General features: G+C 49.2%; 16 protein-coding genes. 14 read left to right on the forward strand and 2 right to left on the reverse strand.

The genetic code is table 11. The annotated features are described in order from the left end of the window. Positions 1-15: 15 nt before the first annotated feature. The 3 genes from AC0YN4_RS00795 (at position 16) to AC0YN4_RS00805 (ending at position 2,508) form a co-directional block, all read left to right on the forward strand. Complete coding sequence (locus AC0YN4_RS00795; RefSeq protein ID WP_090985346.1) at positions 16-426, forward strand: MerR family transcriptional regulator; 411 nt, start codon at positions 16-18, stop codon at positions 424-426. 33 nt (positions 427-459) lie between these two features. Then, positions 460-1,788, forward strand: coding sequence for a type I glutamate--ammonia ligase (gene glnA / locus AC0YN4_RS00800; RefSeq protein WP_475780579.1), 1,329 nt, complete (start codon positions 460-462; stop codon positions 1,786-1,788). Between the two features lie 135 nt (positions 1,789-1,923). Continuing rightward, entirely contained in the window at positions 1,924-2,508 is a 585-nt protein-coding gene (locus AC0YN4_RS00805) for a hypothetical protein (protein ID WP_475834868.1), read from the forward strand. A gap of 103 nt (positions 2,509-2,611) precedes the next feature. Here the strand turns inward: AC0YN4_RS00805 and lexA are convergent, their stop codons facing one another. Then, a complete protein-coding gene (gene lexA / locus AC0YN4_RS00810) occupies positions 2,612-3,232 on the reverse strand; it encodes a transcriptional repressor LexA (protein WP_475780581.1) in 621 nt (206 codons plus the stop codon). A gap of 187 nt (positions 3,233-3,419) precedes the next feature. Here lexA and AC0YN4_RS00815 point away from each other — a divergent pair, with 187 nt between their 5' ends. The 5 genes from AC0YN4_RS00815 (at position 3,420) to AC0YN4_RS00835 (ending at position 6,678) form a co-directional block, all read left to right on the forward strand. Continuing rightward, positions 3,420-3,806: a LysM peptidoglycan-binding domain-containing protein gene (locus AC0YN4_RS00815; RefSeq protein ID WP_475834869.1), complete on the forward strand. Its 387-nt coding sequence runs from the start codon at positions 3,420-3,422 to the stop codon at positions 3,804-3,806. 275 nt (positions 3,807-4,081) lie between these two features. Continuing rightward, positions 4,082-4,279, forward strand: a complete 198-nt coding sequence (locus tag AC0YN4_RS00820) for a DUF896 domain-containing protein (protein WP_475780583.1) — start codon at positions 4,082-4,084, stop codon at positions 4,277-4,279. 30 nt (positions 4,280-4,309) lie between these two features. Continuing rightward, entirely contained in the window at positions 4,310-5,296 is a 987-nt protein-coding gene (locus AC0YN4_RS00825; protein WP_475834870.1) for an aldo/keto reductase, read from the forward strand. 51 nt (positions 5,297-5,347) lie between these two features. After that, positions 5,348-5,866, forward strand: a complete 519-nt coding sequence (locus AC0YN4_RS00830; RefSeq protein WP_475780585.1) for a hypothetical protein — start codon at positions 5,348-5,350, stop codon at positions 5,864-5,866. Positions 5,867-5,892: 26 nt separating this feature from the next. Then, a complete protein-coding gene (locus AC0YN4_RS00835) occupies positions 5,893-6,678 on the forward strand; it encodes an HAD family hydrolase (RefSeq protein WP_475834871.1) in 786 nt (261 codons plus the stop codon). An 80-nt stretch (positions 6,679-6,758) separates the two neighbouring features. On the opposite strand, the gene AC0YN4_RS00840 is transcribed toward AC0YN4_RS00835, so the two are convergent. Then, entirely contained in the window at positions 6,759-7,295 is a 537-nt protein-coding gene (locus AC0YN4_RS00840) for a 1,2-dihydroxy-3-keto-5-methylthiopentene dioxygenase (protein ID WP_475780587.1), read from the reverse strand. Between the two features lie 193 nt (positions 7,296-7,488). Here AC0YN4_RS00840 and metH point away from each other — a divergent pair, with 193 nt between their 5' ends. From metH to AC0YN4_RS00870, 6 genes are all read left to right on the forward strand, one after another. Beyond that, on the forward strand, positions 7,489-10,926 hold the full coding sequence (gene metH, locus AC0YN4_RS00845; RefSeq protein ID WP_475834872.1) for a methionine synthase: 3,438 nt from the start codon (positions 7,489-7,491) through the stop codon (positions 10,924-10,926). A gap of 100 nt (positions 10,927-11,026) precedes the next feature. Then, on the forward strand, positions 11,027-11,953 hold the full coding sequence (gene rnz / locus AC0YN4_RS00850) for a ribonuclease Z (RefSeq protein ID WP_475834873.1): 927 nt from the start codon (positions 11,027-11,029) through the stop codon (positions 11,951-11,953). Positions 11,954-12,113: 160 nt separating this feature from the next. After that, positions 12,114-14,360, forward strand: a complete 2,247-nt coding sequence (locus AC0YN4_RS00855) for a DEAD/DEAH box helicase (protein WP_475835553.1) — start codon at positions 12,114-12,116, stop codon at positions 14,358-14,360. Beyond that, a complete protein-coding gene (locus tag AC0YN4_RS00860) occupies positions 14,357-15,739 on the forward strand; it encodes a ribonuclease H-like domain-containing protein (protein ID WP_475834874.1) in 1,383 nt (460 codons plus the stop codon). Before AC0YN4_RS00855 ends, AC0YN4_RS00860 begins: the two co-directional genes overlap by 4 nt. 15 nt (positions 15,740-15,754) lie before the next feature. Beyond that, on the forward strand, positions 15,755-16,576 hold the full coding sequence (locus tag AC0YN4_RS00865; RefSeq protein ID WP_475780591.1) for a TIGR01457 family HAD-type hydrolase: 822 nt from the start codon (positions 15,755-15,757) through the stop codon (positions 16,574-16,576). A gap of 15 nt (positions 16,577-16,591) precedes the next feature. Next, complete coding sequence (locus AC0YN4_RS00870; RefSeq protein WP_475780592.1) at positions 16,592-17,419, forward strand: Fpg/Nei family DNA glycosylase; 828 nt, start codon at positions 16,592-16,594, stop codon at positions 17,417-17,419. Positions 17,420-17,425: the final 6 nt, after the last annotated feature.

Genomic DNA, 17,425 nt, shown 5'->3' on the forward strand with positions numbered 1-17,425 from the left:
GAAGGTTGATGCGACATGGGTGACGAAATACGCAGAAATATGGCGCTTTTTCCGATCGGCATCGTCATGAAGTTGACCGACTTGACCGCGAGGCAAATCCGTTACTACGAGCAGCATGAACTTATCGTTCCCGCTCGTACGTCTGGGAACCAGCGGCTGTTCTCGTTCAACGATGTGGAGAGGCTGCTAGAGATTAAATCGTTAATCGAGAAGGGCGTTAACATTGCGGGTATTAAGCAAGTAATGAACCCTGTATCCAAGGAATCCGAAGACGCGACCGTCGTCAGCGAGCTGTCGGAAGTGAAGCGTCGCGAGCTCTCCGATGCCCAATTGCATCGATTGCTTAAGCAGCAGTTGCTAGAGAAGAGACCTGGCAAAGCATCTATGATTCAAGGCCAGCTGTCCCGTTTCTATAACAAAAAGTAATTCAAACCAATTAGCCTTTAAGGAGATGATTCTGTGAGCTACAACAAAGATGACATCAGACGTATTTGCAAAGAACAGAATGTCCGGTTTATTCGACTTCAGTTCACCGATTTGCTGGGAACGATCAAGAACGTCGAAATTCCGGTAAGTCAGCTGGAAAAGGCACTCGATAACAAAATGATGTTCGACGGCTCGTCCATCGAAGGTTATGTGCGGATTGAAGAGTCCGACATGTACCTCTATCCGGACCTGGATACATGGGTTGTATTCCCATGGGTTGCAGAAGATCGTATTGCCCGTCTGATCTGTGATGTATATATGCCTGACGGTACACCATTTGCCGGCGATCCGCGCGGCATTCTGAAACGCGTTCTGAAAGAAGCGGACGAGCTTGGCTTTACTGCGATGAACGTTGGACCAGAACCGGAATTTTTCCTATTCAAAACAGATGAGAAGGGCAATCCGACTACAGAGCTTAACGACCAAGGCGGATACTTCGACCTTGCGCCGATGGATCTGGGGGAAAACTGCCGCCGTGAAATCGTATTGACGCTGGAAGAAATGGGCTTTGAAATCGAAGCTTCTCACCATGAGGTGGCTCCGGGTCAGCACGAAATCGACTTCAAATATGCGGATGCGATCAAAGCAGCCGATCAAATCCAGACGTTCAAGCTGGTTGTCAAAACGATTGCACGCCAGCACGGACTGCATGCTTCGTTTATGCCGAAGCCGCTCTTCGGTGTCAATGGTTCCGGTATGCACTGTCACCAATCGTTGTTCAAGGGCAATGTGAATGCGTTCTACGATGAGAGCGACAAGCTGGGCCTTAGCCAAACGGCTCGTTATTACATGGCTGGCATGCTGAACCATGCACGTGCTTTCTCAGCGATTACGAACCCTACCGTAAATTCGTACAAGCGTCTGGTTCCTGGCTATGAAGCCCCTTGCTATGTGGCTTGGTCTGCAAGCAACCGCAGTCCGATGATCCGTATCCCGGCTTCGCGCGGTCTCAGCACGCGTATCGAAGTTCGTAGTCCAGATCCAGCAGCTAATCCATACCTGGCGCTTGCAGTTATGCTTAAAGCAGGTCTTGATGGTATCCGCAACAAAACTCCGCTGCCGGCTCCGACTGACCGTAATATCTACGTGATGACGGATGAGGAGCGTATCGAAGAGGGCATCCCTACCTTGCCGGATGACCTGAAAGAAGCATTGACTGAGCTGCTTCGCAGCGAAGTTATTTGTGAAGCGCTTGGCGATCACGCGCTTGCCCATTTCTATGAGCTTAAAGAAATCGAGTGGGATATGTACCGCACGCAAATCCACGAGTGGGAACGCGATCAGTACTTGACGCTCTACTAGAACCGAAGAAACCCTTGATGCCGTATGGTATCAAGGGTTTTTTGTGTCTTCGAGTATTAGTGCTTCCGCACTTGTACCTCTGCTTTCGCATACGATGCCACAATAGCCATTCGATTCATGAAGGAGGCAGCGTATGTGAAGAAGCAAGCGGCGACAAAAGAGGAGAAACGGTTTCGACTCACCGGAGCGATATTATCCCATGTAGCAGCAACTATGGTGCCATTCTTAAGGAAGATCGTACTGAACTATTCCTATGCCCTGAAATGGTCCAAGGCTATTCGCGGCGCGGATTTAGATACCTTATCCGCTCTATTTAAGTCGGTTGTGCCTTCTGCTAAATTAAATGGGTTCTCTACGAATGCCATAGGTTACTTCTTTGATTTTGAGTTCCCTGAACCAGTTCTTCAATATTCCATCGGAACGACGATTCCGCCCGGAACGACCCAATTCACATTCTCAACCCCGATTCATCGAGCTATTGCAAGAGCAATTCTGCCTTTCTATAAAGCGCTTCGTTCCTCTTCAACATACGCAGCTGCTGTTGCGGCTGCCGTGAACAATAATAATCGAACACGATTGGCAGCCTTGATTCGACAAAAAGTAACAGCATGCGCGCTTAAATCGATAGCAATTGATTTCTCCGGCATAGCCTTAAGCTTCAAATACAAGAGAAGTAAATTCACCTATCGTCATTTGTTATTCCGCGAAATCGTAGGTTAGCTGACATAATGGAGGTACATCGGCGTTGCGTGACGGGTGACAGAAAAAGGGGCATTTCCTGACGCTGCTGCAGCGAGAAGAAATGCCCCTTATCATTTGTTTGTTAGTGGATGTCGCGGAAAAGCCCGATGACTTTACCGAGAATGGAGACGTTACGCAGACGGATCGGTTCCATCGTGGAATTCTCCGGCTGCAGACGGATATGATCCTTCTCTTTATAGAAGGTCTTAACAGTTGCTTCGTCTTCTTCTGTCATCGCAACGACGATATCGCCGTTGGAAGCGGTTTGCTGTTGGCGGACAATGACGTAATCGCCGTTATGAATGCCTGCTTCGATCATACTTTCACCGACAACGTTCAGGATGAATACATTGTGGTCGCCAACCCTGTCAGCCGGAAGGGGGAAGTAATCCTCGATGTTCTCTGTTGCAGTAATCGGTACACCGGCAGTTACCTTACCTACCACAGGAACCTTAGCAATGGAAAGCGGGAATGGAATCTCGTTGTCTTCGCCGTCCAAGATCTCAATTGCGCGAGGTTTAGTTGGGTCACGGCGAATAAGGCCTTTCTTCTCCAGGCGATCAAGATGGCCATGGACTGTAGAGCTGGAAGCGAGTCCGACCGCTTCACCGATCTCGCGAACGGAAGGCGGATAACCTTTCTCGCGAACTTCCGTCTTAATGAATTCTAGTATCGCCTGCTGGCGGTTTGAAAGTTTCGACACCGGAATCACTCCAAAGTTTCATTTGTGTCAAATTATAACACAGAACCGGAGTTCGTACAAACATAAGTTCGAGAAACACAGGTTCGCATATTTTTACGAACAAATGTTCCAAAAACGCTTGACCACAAACAAACGTTCGTGTTATTCTTGATTTATCAAATAGAACAAACGTTTGGGGTGCTGGAGAATGATGACAACGATGTCCACTTACTCTTCTAATTATAAAGGTGAAGCTCGCAATACACGGAATACTCGCGCTGTGAAGCGTACTTGGCAAGAGAGAAGAACAGAACGCCTATTAATGAGACTAGCCGCAGCAACACTGTTCTTCGTACTGCTGTTCACAGGACTCTCACTGATGACAAGCCAAGCGAACAGTGAATATCCTGCAGCGCCAACTGCTTCGGAACAGATTGTAGTTGTTGGCTCAGGTGACACACTATGGAACATCGCTAGCAGTATTCGTAAGGAAGGCGAAGATATTCGTCATGTTGTTTTTAACTTGAAACAACGGAACAACTTAACCTCCAGCTCGCTGCAAGCCGGACAATCCTTAATTATCCCTGTTGAATAACTGGGCTCGCCGAAACAGCTTCAATAGAATCAATACATACTTACAAGAATGATCCATAGGAATCTACATTCAGAAGTCTGAGTCTCTATTGCTCAGGCTTTTTTTATTTCTGGCGGCATAACGTAATTATAAGGTGCACCCGAGGTGGAAAGAGGATGGAGAAGACAAGTGAAAACAAGCCTCAGAGAGGGCCATTTCGCCTTGACAATGGGCAATTAAAAATGTCAAAGTAAAGAATGACATGTTGGCCGAATCAGGGAAGGAGCTTATTTGAAATGGAAAAGATTATCGCCCGTATTAATGAACTATCCAGAAAGAACAAAACCGTAGGGTTGTCGCCGGAGGAACTGGTCGAACGCGACGAGCTTCGCCGTCTATACCTTGAGAATTTCAAGAATAACTTCCGGAATCAACTCGATACCATTAAATATGTGGAAGATGAAGAGAACGGGGAAGATACGATCAAGCATTAGCAGCAGTCTATTTGAAGGAGGACATGTAGCATGCAATATCGTTTACTTGGCCGAAGCGGTTTAGCCGTATCGGAGCTTTGCTTAGGTACAATGACGTTCGGTAATACGACAAGCGAGACGGATTCCATAGAGATGATGAATCGTTTCTTCGAGAAAGGCGGCAATTTCCTTGATACTGCGAACGTGTATGTATCCGGCCGCTCTGAAGAGATTGTAGGTAAAGCGATCAAAGATCGACGTTCAGAAGTCGTGCTCGCAACGAAAGTGAGATTCGCGACTGCGAATCACCCAAACGGCGTCGGTGTTTCAAGAAAGCATATTATGGATGCCGTCGAAGCAAGCTTGAAGAGACTTGATACCGACTATATCGACCTCTATCAAGTGCATGTGTGGGATCACGCAACACCGATTGAAGAGACGCTTCGCGCTCTTGATGATCTGGTTACTTCAGGAAAAGTTCGTTATATCGGCTGTTCCAATTTCTTCGCCTGGCAGCTTATGAAGTCGTTGTCCACCAGCGATTGGAATCGTTATGTCCGATTCATCTCCATTCAACCGCAATACAGCTTAGTCAGTCGTGAAATGGACCGCGAAATGTTATCCTTATGCTTGGAAGAGAATGTAGGAATTATCCCATGGGCACCGCTAGGCGGAGGCTTTCTGACAGGCAGATATACGCAAGAAGAGCCTGTAAGTGGAAGATTAACGTCCAAGCAAGGCGAGAGCTCCTGGGCAGTTCGTGCTAACGAGGGTAATTTCGCAGTGCTTGACGCTGTGCTAAGCGCAGCAAAGGAACTAGATCGTACACCTGCCCAAGTTGCGCTGTCCTGGCTGCTGCAACGCAAAGGGATTACGTCTCCAATCTTTGGGGCAAGCACATTGGAACAGTTTGAAGATAACATGGGTGCGATCGGTTGGACGATGCCGGATTCCGTATGGAACAAGCTGGATGAAGTAAGCGCATTGCCAAGCGAGTATCCGAACCGATTTATTGCGAAATTCGCCAGACCGATCTAACTTAGAGTAAGACGATTACAGCGTGTTGAAGATTATGAAGGAGGAACACCCTTGTCAAGATCGTGGGAACGTAAAGTACAGAAGAATCAAGCAGAAATTAACAAACAACGTAAGAAGCATGGAAAGGCGCCGCTCATGGCTGCCAAATCAAGTGCAGAGAAGCTCGACACTTTTAAAGGAAGAAGCTATTTGATGCCGGCATTCCTGCTGTTGTTCATCCTTTTCTATGTAATCGTGACTGTTACTGCGGATACGTACAAGCAGACTGGCAATATGTTCTGGCTGACTGTAGGTTGTTATGTCATCCTAGCTTTGCTATTCACGCTGCGCCGCCCGTATCTATCGGTTGGCAGTGACTATATCCGCTCCCGCCGGTTCACAGGCGATCGCTCGATCAATGTAAACAACATTAAAGCCATCTCCTCTCAGAAGGGCTACATTGTTGTTGAGCAGCATAAAGGCGGAAATTGGGTGTTCTCGCGCGTCATTAACCGTTTCCCAACGGATCAAATGTCGGAACGCCTGCGGACGTTCTCCGCTCAACATGGTATTTCGTTTACTGAAAAATAATTCGGAAGTGGAGTGCAGACACGATTATGGCTAAACAAGCAGTATTATTTGATCTCGACGATACACTATTATGGGATGATCGAAGCGTACAGGAAGCATTCGATGCGACCTGTCTAACCGCTGCAGCACAAACCGGAGTGGATGCGAAAGCGCTGGAAGACGCGGTACGCCGTGAAGCTCGCGCACTCTATGAATCCTATGAAACGTTCCCATTCACCAAGATGATCGGAATCAATCCGTTTGAGGGGCTGTGGGCGAACTTTCTGGAAGGGGAACAAGAAGAGTTCCGCAAGCTTCAGCAGCTCGCTCCGGCCTATCGCCGCGAAGCTTGGACACGTGGCCTGAAGGCGCTCGGCGTGGACGACGCAGAGCTCGGAGCTCAGCTCGCTGAACAGTTCCCGGCTGAACGTCGCAGTCGTCCCTATGTATATGAAGAGACGTTTGCAATCTTGGATCAGCTCAAAGGCAAGTACAAGCTCCTGCTGCTGACGAACGGATCGCCTGATCTTCAGCGTGAGAAGCTGGCTGGCGTTCCGGCGATCGTGCCTTATTTTGATCATATTATTATTTCCGGTGAATTTGGCCAAGGCAAACCTGCTGCTGCGATTTTCCATCATGCCCTAGAGCGTCTCGGCGTTGAGCCAAACCATGGCATTATGGTAGGGGACAAGCTCACAACGGATATTCTGGGAGCCAATACAATTGGCATGACATCCGTTTGGATTAATCGCCACGGCATGACGCGTTCAGATGAAATTATTCCTTCGCATGAAATCAAACATCTGGAAGAATTGCTGCCTTTGCTTCTGTAACTCGGGGGCAAGGAGCATTGATAAAACCACAACAAAGAAGACCCGTCCGAGGACGGGTCTTCTTATTTCGAAACAGGTTATTAGGCGAAAGTAGGATCTTCGATATTTTGGGCAACCCAGCCGTCCTTCTCGATGAAGAGGCGAACAGCGATGATTTCGCGGTTATCCATCAGCGTGAAGAAATGTGCTTTGTTCTCCGGAACAGATATGACATCGCCGGCCTCCAGCTCAACGTCGAAATATCCGGTTTCCTCGTCACCTTTAATGATGAAGATGCCGCGTCCGGACACGATGCCGCGAATTTCATCTTCGGTATGGATGTGGATTTGCTCAAACTTCTTCAGCAATTCCTCGATGTTCGGGGTCGCATCAGACAGAGAAATGACATCCCAAATTTTGTAGCCGCGACGCGCTGCAAGGTCACGGATTTCATCGTCGTAAGTGCTGAGGATCGTTTGCTTCTCTTCATCATTCAATACAAATTTGTTATGAAGTTCAGTTGGAAGCTTGCTTGCATCCCAGTGCTCATAAAGTACTTCTTGCTTCTCTAGAAAGGCGCGGACGTTCTCTTCGCCGGAGATGCGCTCATCCGTGCTGCGAATTCGAATTTCTGCCATCGTTTAATCCCTCTTTTCACAAAAATCGTAATTCCGATCAGAATAATTATAGAACAAAACGAATGACCTGAAAAGGTTCTTTGCACGCGCGGTGAATTCTGGTAGAGTATAGGGAAATGATTTTTGCTGAATCGACCACGCCTTGGCTAGGGTAAAGGCAGTGAGTTGGATTATCGGAAGGGAAGTGCATCTTTTGACGAAACCGACAATGCAGGATATGCTCGCACAACGAATTCTCATCCTCGATGGGGCTATGGGTACGATGATTCAACAGGCGGATCTGGGGCCGGAGGATTTTGGCGGCGAAGAACTGGACGGCTGTAATGAAATGCTCGTACTGACACGTCCCGATGTTATTCAAGGCATCCATGAAGATTATTTAGCTGCAGGTGCAGACATTCTTGAAACCAATACGTTCGGCGCGACGAGCGTCGTTCTTGCTGAATATGATATTCCGGAGAAAGCAAGAGAGATCAATCTTGCTGCGGCATCTCTTGCGCGTGCTGCTGCAGATAAATACTCCACGCCGGACAAGCCGCGTTATGTAGCCGGAGCACTTGGACCTACTACGAAGACGCTGTCCGTAACAGGCGGCGTTACGTTTGATCAGCTGGTCGAGAGCTATTACGAGCAAGCCCTCGCCCTAATTGAAGGCGGCGTCGACGCCATGCTTCTGGAAACCTCACAAGATACACTGAACGTAAAAGCCGGCACAATCGGTATTCATAAAGCTTTCGAAGAAACAGGCATTACGCTTCCACTCATGATCTCCGGTACAATCGAGCCGATGGGCACGACATTAGCCGGACAAAATATTGAATCTTTCTATATCTCGCTTGAGCATATGAATCCAATCTCGATTGGGCTTAACTGCGCGACAGGACCGGAGTTTATGCGTGACCATATCCGTTCACTCTCGGCAATCTCGCATGCTGCAGTCAGCTGTTATCCGAATGCCGGCTTGCCGGATGAGAATGGGAATTATCACGAATCGCCGGAATCGCTGGCGAGGAAAATCGCTGATTTTGCCGAGCATGGCTGGATAAATATCGCTGGCGGCTGCTGCGGAACAACGCCGGATCATATCCGTGCTATGGCTGAAACCTTGGCAAATTACGCACCGCGTACGAAACCGGGGGAGCATCCGCCGGCGGTTTCCGGTATCGAGACGGTTTATATTGAAGAAGATAACCGTCCCATAATGATCGGTGAGCGTACGAATATTTCCGGCTCACGTAAATTTAAACGCCTCATTAAAGAAGAGAAGTATGATGAAGCGTCCGAAATTGCCCGTGCACAAGTAAAGGGCGGCGCACATGTTATTGATATAAACTTGCAGGATACGGATATTGATGAAGCGCATGCAGTGCATCATTTTCTGCCTGAAGTTGTAAAGAAGATTAAAGTACCGCTCATGCTTGATTCCACCTATGATCATATCATTGAGCTCGGCTTGAAGTATTCCCAAGGGAAAGCGATCATCAACTCCATTAACCTGGAGGATGGCGAATCCAAGTTCGAGAAAATTCTCCCGCTCATACATCGCTATGGGGCAGCGGTTGTTTGTATTCTTATCGATGAGCGTGGACAAGCGGTTTCACGCGAAGCGAAGATGGAAGTGGCTACTCGTTCGTACGAGCTGCTTACTGAGAAATATGGCATGAATCCGGAAGATATTATTTTCGACCCGAACATGTTCCCTGTTGGATCCGGTGACCCGCAGTACATCGGTTCTGCAGTTGAGACCATTGAAGGCATTAAGATGATTAAAGCGAAGTATCCGAAGGCGAAGACGATTCTCGGCTTAAGTAACATCTCGTTCGGATTGCCGGATGCGGGCCGTGAAGTGCTCAACTCTGTTTATCTGTATCACACGACGAAGGCCGGACTTGATTATGCAATCGTGAATACGGAGAAACTGGAGCGGTATGCATCCATTCCGGAAGAAGAGCGCCGTCTTGCTGAAGAATTGATTTATAATACGAACGATGAGACTTTGGCAGCGTTCGTTGCAGCCTTCCGTGAGAAGAAAGTTGTAAAGAAAGAGAAGATCTCCACGTTGACGTTGGAGGAGCGCCTTGCTTCTTATGTTGTCGAAGGTACGAAGGAAGGACTCTATCCGGATCTTGATGAAGCGCTGAAGAAGTATGCACCGCTTGAAATCATCAACGGCGCGCTGATGAGAGGGATGGAGGAAGTCGGTCGGCTGTTCAATGGAAATGAGCTGATCGTGGCTGAGGTGCTGCAGAGCGCCGAAGTAATGAAAGCTTCTGTTACGTATCTGGAGCCGTTCATGGAAAAGAATGAAACAGCCGTTAAAGGTAAAATCATACTGGCAACCGTTAAAGGTGACGTCCATGATATCGGTAAAAATCTGGTCGAAATCATCTTATCCAACAATGGCTACAAAATTATTAATCTAGGCATTAAAGTGCCGCCTGAACAAATTATTGAAGCCTACCGCAAAGAGCCGGTTGATGCGATTGGCCTCTCGGGTCTACTCGTCAAATCGGCGCAGCAGATGATATTGACCGCGCAGGATTTGCGCAGTGCAGGCATTGAAGCTCCGATTCTGGTAGGAGGCGCGGCACTCACTCGTAAATTCACGAAGCATCGGATCGGACCGGAATATGACGGGTTGGTACTGTATGCGAAGGATGCTATGGATGGTCTGGACATCGCCAACAAGCTGATGGACAAACAACATCGCCTTGTCTACGAGGAGGAGATGGCTGCGCTCAAAGCTTCCGGCTACTTGGAAGAAGTGGAGAAGAAGCCTCTGCCTGAGCTGACTCGAGCCGTGCAATCGAATGTGTCCAAGGATGCGCCGGTTTATATTCCGCCGGATACAGAGCGTCATGTTCTTCGTAACGTCCCGATTCCACACATCGTGCCTTATATTAATATGCAGATGCTGCTTGGCCATCATTTGGGCTTAAAGGGCAACGTGGATACGCTTCTTGCTGAAGGCAATGAGAAAGCCGTGAATTTGAAGGAAACGGTTGACGGACTGCTTGCCGATGCTGCCAAAGGATTACTGAAGGCTAACGGCATGTACCGTTTCTTCCCAGCACAATCGTCGGGCAACGATATTATTATTTATGATCCGAGTCAGCCCGGTGTCGAGATCAAACGTTTCACGTTCCCTCGTCAGCAAGTTGAGCCGTATCTCTGCTTGGCAGATTTCTTGAAATCGGTGGAGAGCGGCGAGATGGATTACGTCGGCTTCCTCGTTGTAACAGCGGGCGAAGGCGTAAGAGAGAAAGCAACTGAACTGAAAGACAACGGAGACTACTTGCGCTCCCATGCCTTGCAGTCTGTTGCACTTGAAGTTGCGGAAGCAATGGCCGAACGTGTCCATCATTTGATGCGCGATACTTGGGGTTTCCCGGATCATCCGGAAATGACGATGAAACAGCGCCATGGTGCTCGTTATCAAGGTATTCGGGTTTCGTTTGGTTATCCGGCTTGTCCGAATCTGGAAGACCAACAGCCGCTGTTTGAGCTGATGAAACCTGAGGATATCGGCGTACAATTGACGGAAGGTTTCATGATGGAGCCGGAAGCATCCGTATCCGCGATGGTATTCGCCCATCCGGAAGCGCAGTATTTCAACGTAGAGAAGGCGTAACGGATAGCATAGGTACCCTCCGAACTTGCAGTGTTAAGCTGCAGCTTTGGAGGGTATTGTTATAGATAGCATATGGATTGCGATTGGAGGGAGCATGCACATGCAGCTCACGTTTCTCGGTACAAGCGCAGGAAGACCAACGAAAACTCGCAATGTGACTTCCATTGCATTCTGTCTTCCTGAACCGCATTGCGGGTTCTGGCTGTTCGATATCGGCGAAGGCACGCAGCATCGGCTGCTGCACGGCGGATTGAAGCTTAATAAATTGGAACGAATTTTCATTACCCATTTGCATGGTGATCATCTCTATGGATTGCCCGGCCTGCTAAGCAGTCGGACGTATTTTGAAGGGGCAGGTCCGCTTCAGATCTATGGTCCGGCCGGGTTAAGAGAATATTTGAACGTGATCTTCCAACATAGCGGGGTTCATCTCGGTTATGAGCTCGAAGTTATAGAGGTCACAGCAGGCGAGATAGCGGCGGATGATCGTTTCGTAGTTGAGGCAGCAGAGCTGGAGCATCGATTGCCATGCTTCGGTTACCGCATCACCGAGCGTCCGCAGCAAGGACAGCTTCATTTGGCGCGGCTTGCTGAGATTGGTGTTCGGCCAGGTCCGCTATACGGGAAGCTCAAACGCGGTGAATCCATTACCCTTGAGGATGGCCGTACCATTTCCTCGGCAGATGTTGTAGGTCCACAACTGCCAGGGCGGATTGTCACCATTCTCGGGGATACAACGCCATGCGATAATGCGATTCGACTGGCCGAAGGTGCCGATTTGCTCGTGCATGAAGCGACCTTTGCAGGCGGAATGGAGGAGAAAGCGGCTGCATACGGCCATTCTACGATTCGTCAAGCCGCAGAGATTGCGGCTGCAGCAGGGGTTAAGCGATTGGTGGTCACACACTTCAGCTCGCGATTCGACGATGAAGCCGTAGCGGAGCTGGTGGCGGATGCCCGGACGATTTTCCCGCATACTGACGCAGCGTACGATTATGCAGAATTCCAAGTGAAGCGTTCCACATAGAACAACCCTTGGCGACTAGTGGAGATCGTCCAGAAGCCGTCCGATCGCAGGCTGCGAGAGGGCGGCTACTGTCGTTTGTTAAAAATAGGGCTTTTTTTATTTTAACCCAAGCGGTTATAATGAGGGGAACAGTCGTTCTATCACGGGGGTTATAATTATGCTGCGCAAGAAGAATTTATCTGATCTCATACAAGAGTTACGAGCAAACGAGAATGTCATCAACTGGCACGAAGTTGAACCGATAGAAGCTAGAACAAGGCCGATGCCCGAGAGCGTAGATCCAAGAATTAAAGCGGCTTTAGGTAAACGAGGAATCGAAGAGTTATACAGTCATCAGTACACCGCTTACGAAACCATTCGTAAAGGCGAGAACATGGTCGCTGTAACCCCGACGGCATCGGGTAAAACGCTTTGCTATAATCTCCCCGTATTGCAGTCGATCGCCGAGGACGACGCAAGCCGCGCGTTATATTTGTTCCCTACGAAAGCGCTGGCGCAGGATCAGAAGAGTGAATTGAACGAAATCATTGCAGAAATGGGAGTCGACATCAAAAGTTTTACCTATGACGGAGACACTTCTCCGGAAATTCGGCAAATTGTTAAGAACGTCGGTCATATTGTCATTACGAATCCGGATATGCTGCATTCCGCTATTCTTCCGCATCATACGAAATGGATCAGCTTATTTAGCAATCTCAAATATATCGTCATCGACGAATTGCATACTTATCGAGGCGTCTTCGGCAGTCATGTATCCAATGTCATTCGCCGGTTGCGGAGAATCTGTAAGTTTTATGGCAGTGACCCGATCTTCATCTGTACGTCGGCGACGATCGCGAACCCGAAGGAGCTGGCTGAACAACTTACAGGTCAACCCATGCGATTGGTTGACGATAACGGCGCCCCGAGGGGAAGAAAACATTTTGTGTTCTATAATCCTCCTATCATCAATAAGCCTTTAAATCTTCGCAAAAGTGCAACCGTAGAGGTAAACCAATTAGCTAAACAATTCCTGGCCAATAAAGTGCAGACGATCGTGTTTGCGCGCAGCCGAGTCCGAGTAGAACTCATTCTAAGTCATTTGCAGGAGCTAGTGAAGAACGAACTAGGCGCCAAATCCATTCGGGGCTATCGAGGCGGCTACCTGCCCAATCAGCGCCGCGAAATTGAACGAGGGTTAAGGAACGGTGAAATCGTTGGCGTAGTCAGTACGAATGCACTTGAGCTTGGCGTGGATATCGGGCAGTTGCAGGTGTGCATTATGTCTGGGTATCCCGGAAGCGTCGCCAGTACTTGGCAGCAGGCAGGCCGGGCCGGTAGACGTCATGGCGAGGCTCTGGTAGTGATGGTAGCAAGCAATACACCAATAGACCAATATGTCGTGCAGAATCCGGAGTATTTCTTTGAACGTTCCCCGGAATCGGCACGCATTAACCCGGAGAATCTATTGATTCTGGTCGACCATTTGCGATGTGCGGCCTACGAGCTTCCACTCAAATTGGGGGAAGAATTCGGTCCGCTGGAAATTACTGATATTCTTGAATATTTAGTAGAAGAGAGAGTTCTTACGCAAGCCGGAGGGGCATTCTACTGGGCGAATCAGTCCTTCCCTGCCCATGAAGTGAGCCTGCGCTCCGCAGCGCAAGAAAATGTAGTCATTATCGACCAATCCGAACGAGGAAATGTTAAAATTATCGGCGAGATGGACCGATTCAGCGCCATGACCCTCTTGCATGATGAAGCGATTTATTTGCATGAAGGCGTGCAGTTCCAAGTAGAGAAGCTGGATTGGGAACACAAGAAAGCTTATGTGCGGGAAGTCGACGTAGAGTATTATACGGACGCTAATCTGGCGGTTAAATTAAAGGTCTTGTCCATCGATTTATCGAAGAAAAGACAAATGTCATCCATTCATTACGGCGACGCGGCCGTTAATGTCATGGCTACGATGTACAAAAAAATCCGTTTATCGAGTTTCGAGAATATCGGATACGGCCCAATCAAGCTTCCGGAAGAAGAGTTGCATACCAGCGCCACCTGGGTAGAGATTAGCGAGGTTGACCCTTCGATCGAAACCAAAACGCTGGAACAGCTGTTAATGGGCATATCGAATGTCATCCGGCATATTGTGCCGGTTCATGTCATGTGCGACCGAAGCGATATCCATGTCGTTTCACAGATCAGGGCTGAACATTCGCAGCTGCCGACAATATTTATCTATGATCATTATCCCGGCGGGATAGGGTTAGCGGAAGACGTATATAAGCGATTCGATGATATCAAAGCAGCAGCGAAAAATCTCATTCAGAAATGCCCATGTGAAGCGGGCTGTCCTTCCTGTATCGGCACGGAAATCGTAGGCATGAATGCGAAGAACAAATCGCTGTTCATCTTGGAGGGATTATGAGCGGGCTACGGGATCGACTGCTGCGATTAAAGAACGCGCAAGTTGCTCAAGAAGAACGACTTGCCGGTATGGTTACTTCGGCGGAATCGTCCGTTATTGCTGAGGGTGACGAGGCAGCTGTCTTACAGGACGGTGAGCAGGCTCATGCAGCATCTGTCGGTGCTGTCCCATCAGCAGAGGCCGATGATGACACGTTATCTCCGGAGTGGGATGAGCTCGGTGTGCGCATTGTGCAATCGACGGAAGGCGCATTTCTTGTACGGGAAAGCCGCTATCCTCTGACGCATAAGCACGGTATTCATGAGCTGATCGAGCTCTCCGAAGCTCAGATCAATCTCGATGCTTTTCGCAAACCCGATTCCGCTGACCTCGGCTATACGAATCTGTTGTTTCTTGATTTAGAAACCACCGGGCTCGGAGTCGGCGCGGGCAATGTCCCTTTCATGGTAGGGCTTGCTTATTTGCAGGATGATGTGTTCATTGTCGAGCAAATGCTTATCCGTCATCCGGCGGAGGAACGGGCGATGATCGGATATCTGTGTAACCTGCTGCCCAGCTTCACTCACTTAGTAACTTACAATGGTCGGACTTTCGATTGGCCTGTCTTATTCAATCGTTTTATACTAAACGGCTTCCGCAATTTCAAATGGGAGCCAATCCATATCGATTTATTGCATCCTTCCCGAGCTGTCTGGCGGAACACGCTGGTATCCTGTCGGTTAAGTCATGTGGAAGAAGAACGACTTGGCATTACCAGACATGACGATGTACCGGGTTCACTCGCACCGGCTATCTATTTTCAATATTTAGCGGACAGAAAGCCTGAGCCGCTGCTGGGCGTATTTCAACACAATGAAATCGATATGCTCTCTCTGGCTGCGCTCGCAATCCGGTTCGGCCACTTGCTTGGCGGTAGAATAGGAACAGGAACGGTTCAGATGCCGGAGGAAGCGGAGGAGCTGCTGCGAACAGGGCTATGGCTGGAGAAAATGGGAAAATCAGTCCTGGCTGAGCCGCTGTATGCGGCTGCGGCCCAACATCCCCGTCCAACGCTCAAAGGCTTGTGTTTACTGGCGGAACGAGACAAGAAATGTGGAAATTGGCAGCGTGCTGTGGTATTGTGGCAGAAGGCTGTAGATGAAGCAGCACATGCTGCTTGGCCGGATTATGAAGCGCATATTGAGCTTGCGATGTATTATGAGCACAAGACGAAGCAGCTGGCTGAAGCGCTAGAGCTGGCTGAAACAGCATTTGCGATCGCGCAGCGGCGCCTTACAGGTGTGCGGCTTAAGGGGAATCGGAGAACTGAGCTCGATGTGCTTCGTAAACGGATTGACCGTCTACGCATGAAGATAAACAAAATAACAGAAGCAACGTAGAAGGAGTGGACATTCATGAGCGTCAATTCGCTACGCGGTCTGCTCATAGATTTGGACGGAACGATGTATCATGGCGGCATTATGATTCCGGGAGCGGATGCGCTCATTGCGGAGCTGCGCCGGCTAGACATTCAATTCTTATTCGTAACGAACAATTCTTCCGCTACGCCGGAGGCTTTCGCTGCTCGGCTTAGTGCGATGGGAATCCAGACGAATCCATCTGAGGTATGTACTTCGGCGCAAGGTGCTGCGGCCTACATCGCAGAGCGGCAACCGGGTGCACGAGTACATGTCATTGGAGAGCATGGATTGCGAACAGCTCTGCAGGATGCCGGCTTGCAGCTGGTAGAAGAAGAGCCGGATATCGTCGTGCAAGGCATTGATAAGCAGCTTACTTACGATAAAGTGGCCAAAGCGGTCACTTATATCCGCAGCGGGGCAAGCTATATTTTGACGAATCCGGATTTGCTAGTACCTGCTGAACATGGCTTAGTTCCGGGGGCGGGATCTATTGGTGCGATGCTTCGGGCAGCATCCGGTGTCGAACCTATTGTAATAGGAAAACCATCGGCAATCTTAATGGACTTTGCACTGAAACGGCTGGGACTTCAAGCATCCGAGACGTGGATGATCGGTGACAATCCAGCAACGGATATCGCAGCGGCGCAAGCCGTAGATTGTCCGTCGATCCTTGTTTTAACAGGGCTTGCAACAGGCGACAATTATAAGGAACTGCTTGCGGCAGCCGGCTGTGAACCAACGGTCATTATTGATAATTTACATACATTGCAGCAGTTTATAGGCGATCAGCTGGCAAGTGGGCAGCAGAGCCGTTAGGAAGGAAGAAGCACGATGCCGGAATGGCCGGAAATGGAACATTATCGCAAGATGCTGGCGGAGCGAATCTCCGGTCAGCCCATTATGAATGTGCAGGTTACGCGTCAGAAATCGATTAACGTTCCTGTTGAAACCTTCGAGCAGGAGCTAATCGGAAGAACCGTTTGGTTCGTGGAGCATCGCGGCAAAATGTTGATTCTACACCTGGATAACGGAAAACGGCTGCTGCTGCATCTAATGCTGGGCGGTATGATTCGTTATGAAACACGGGGCATTGATCCAGAGCAGCGCACGGAACGCACTGTGCAGGTTATGATCGGTTTCCCGCAAGGGGAGCTGTGCTTTATCGGATTGCGTCTTGGTTATATCCATCTGCTGACGGTGAAGGAAACAATCGCTCGTTTGGCCGATCTTGGACCGGAGCCGTTCGACAAATGGCTGACGCTAGAGAAATTCAAGGAGCGTTTCAAGGGACGCAGAGGATCGCTGAAGACAGCCCTTGTCGAGCAGAGGGTTATCGCGGGCATAGGAAATTGTTATGCAGACGAGATTGCTTTCGAAGCGAGAGTTCGCCCGGATGCGAAACTATCTGCGCTTGCGCCGGAATCGTGGGAGCGTATTTATAACGCGATGCACAAGGTGCTGCAATCGGCATTAGCGCATGGCGGTTATATGGAGATGCCCTTTACGAATGAGGACACCGTTACCGGCGGTTATAACAACCATTGCCTGGTTTACGACCGCGGCGGAGAACCTTGTTTAAACTGCGGTGGAACGATTGTGCAAGAAGAAATCAACTCGCGCAAGATGTTCTATTGCCCGGTTTGCCAGAAGGATAGGTAGACGCCG

Source organism: Paenibacillus sp. J22R3 (genome assembly GCF_056269305.1).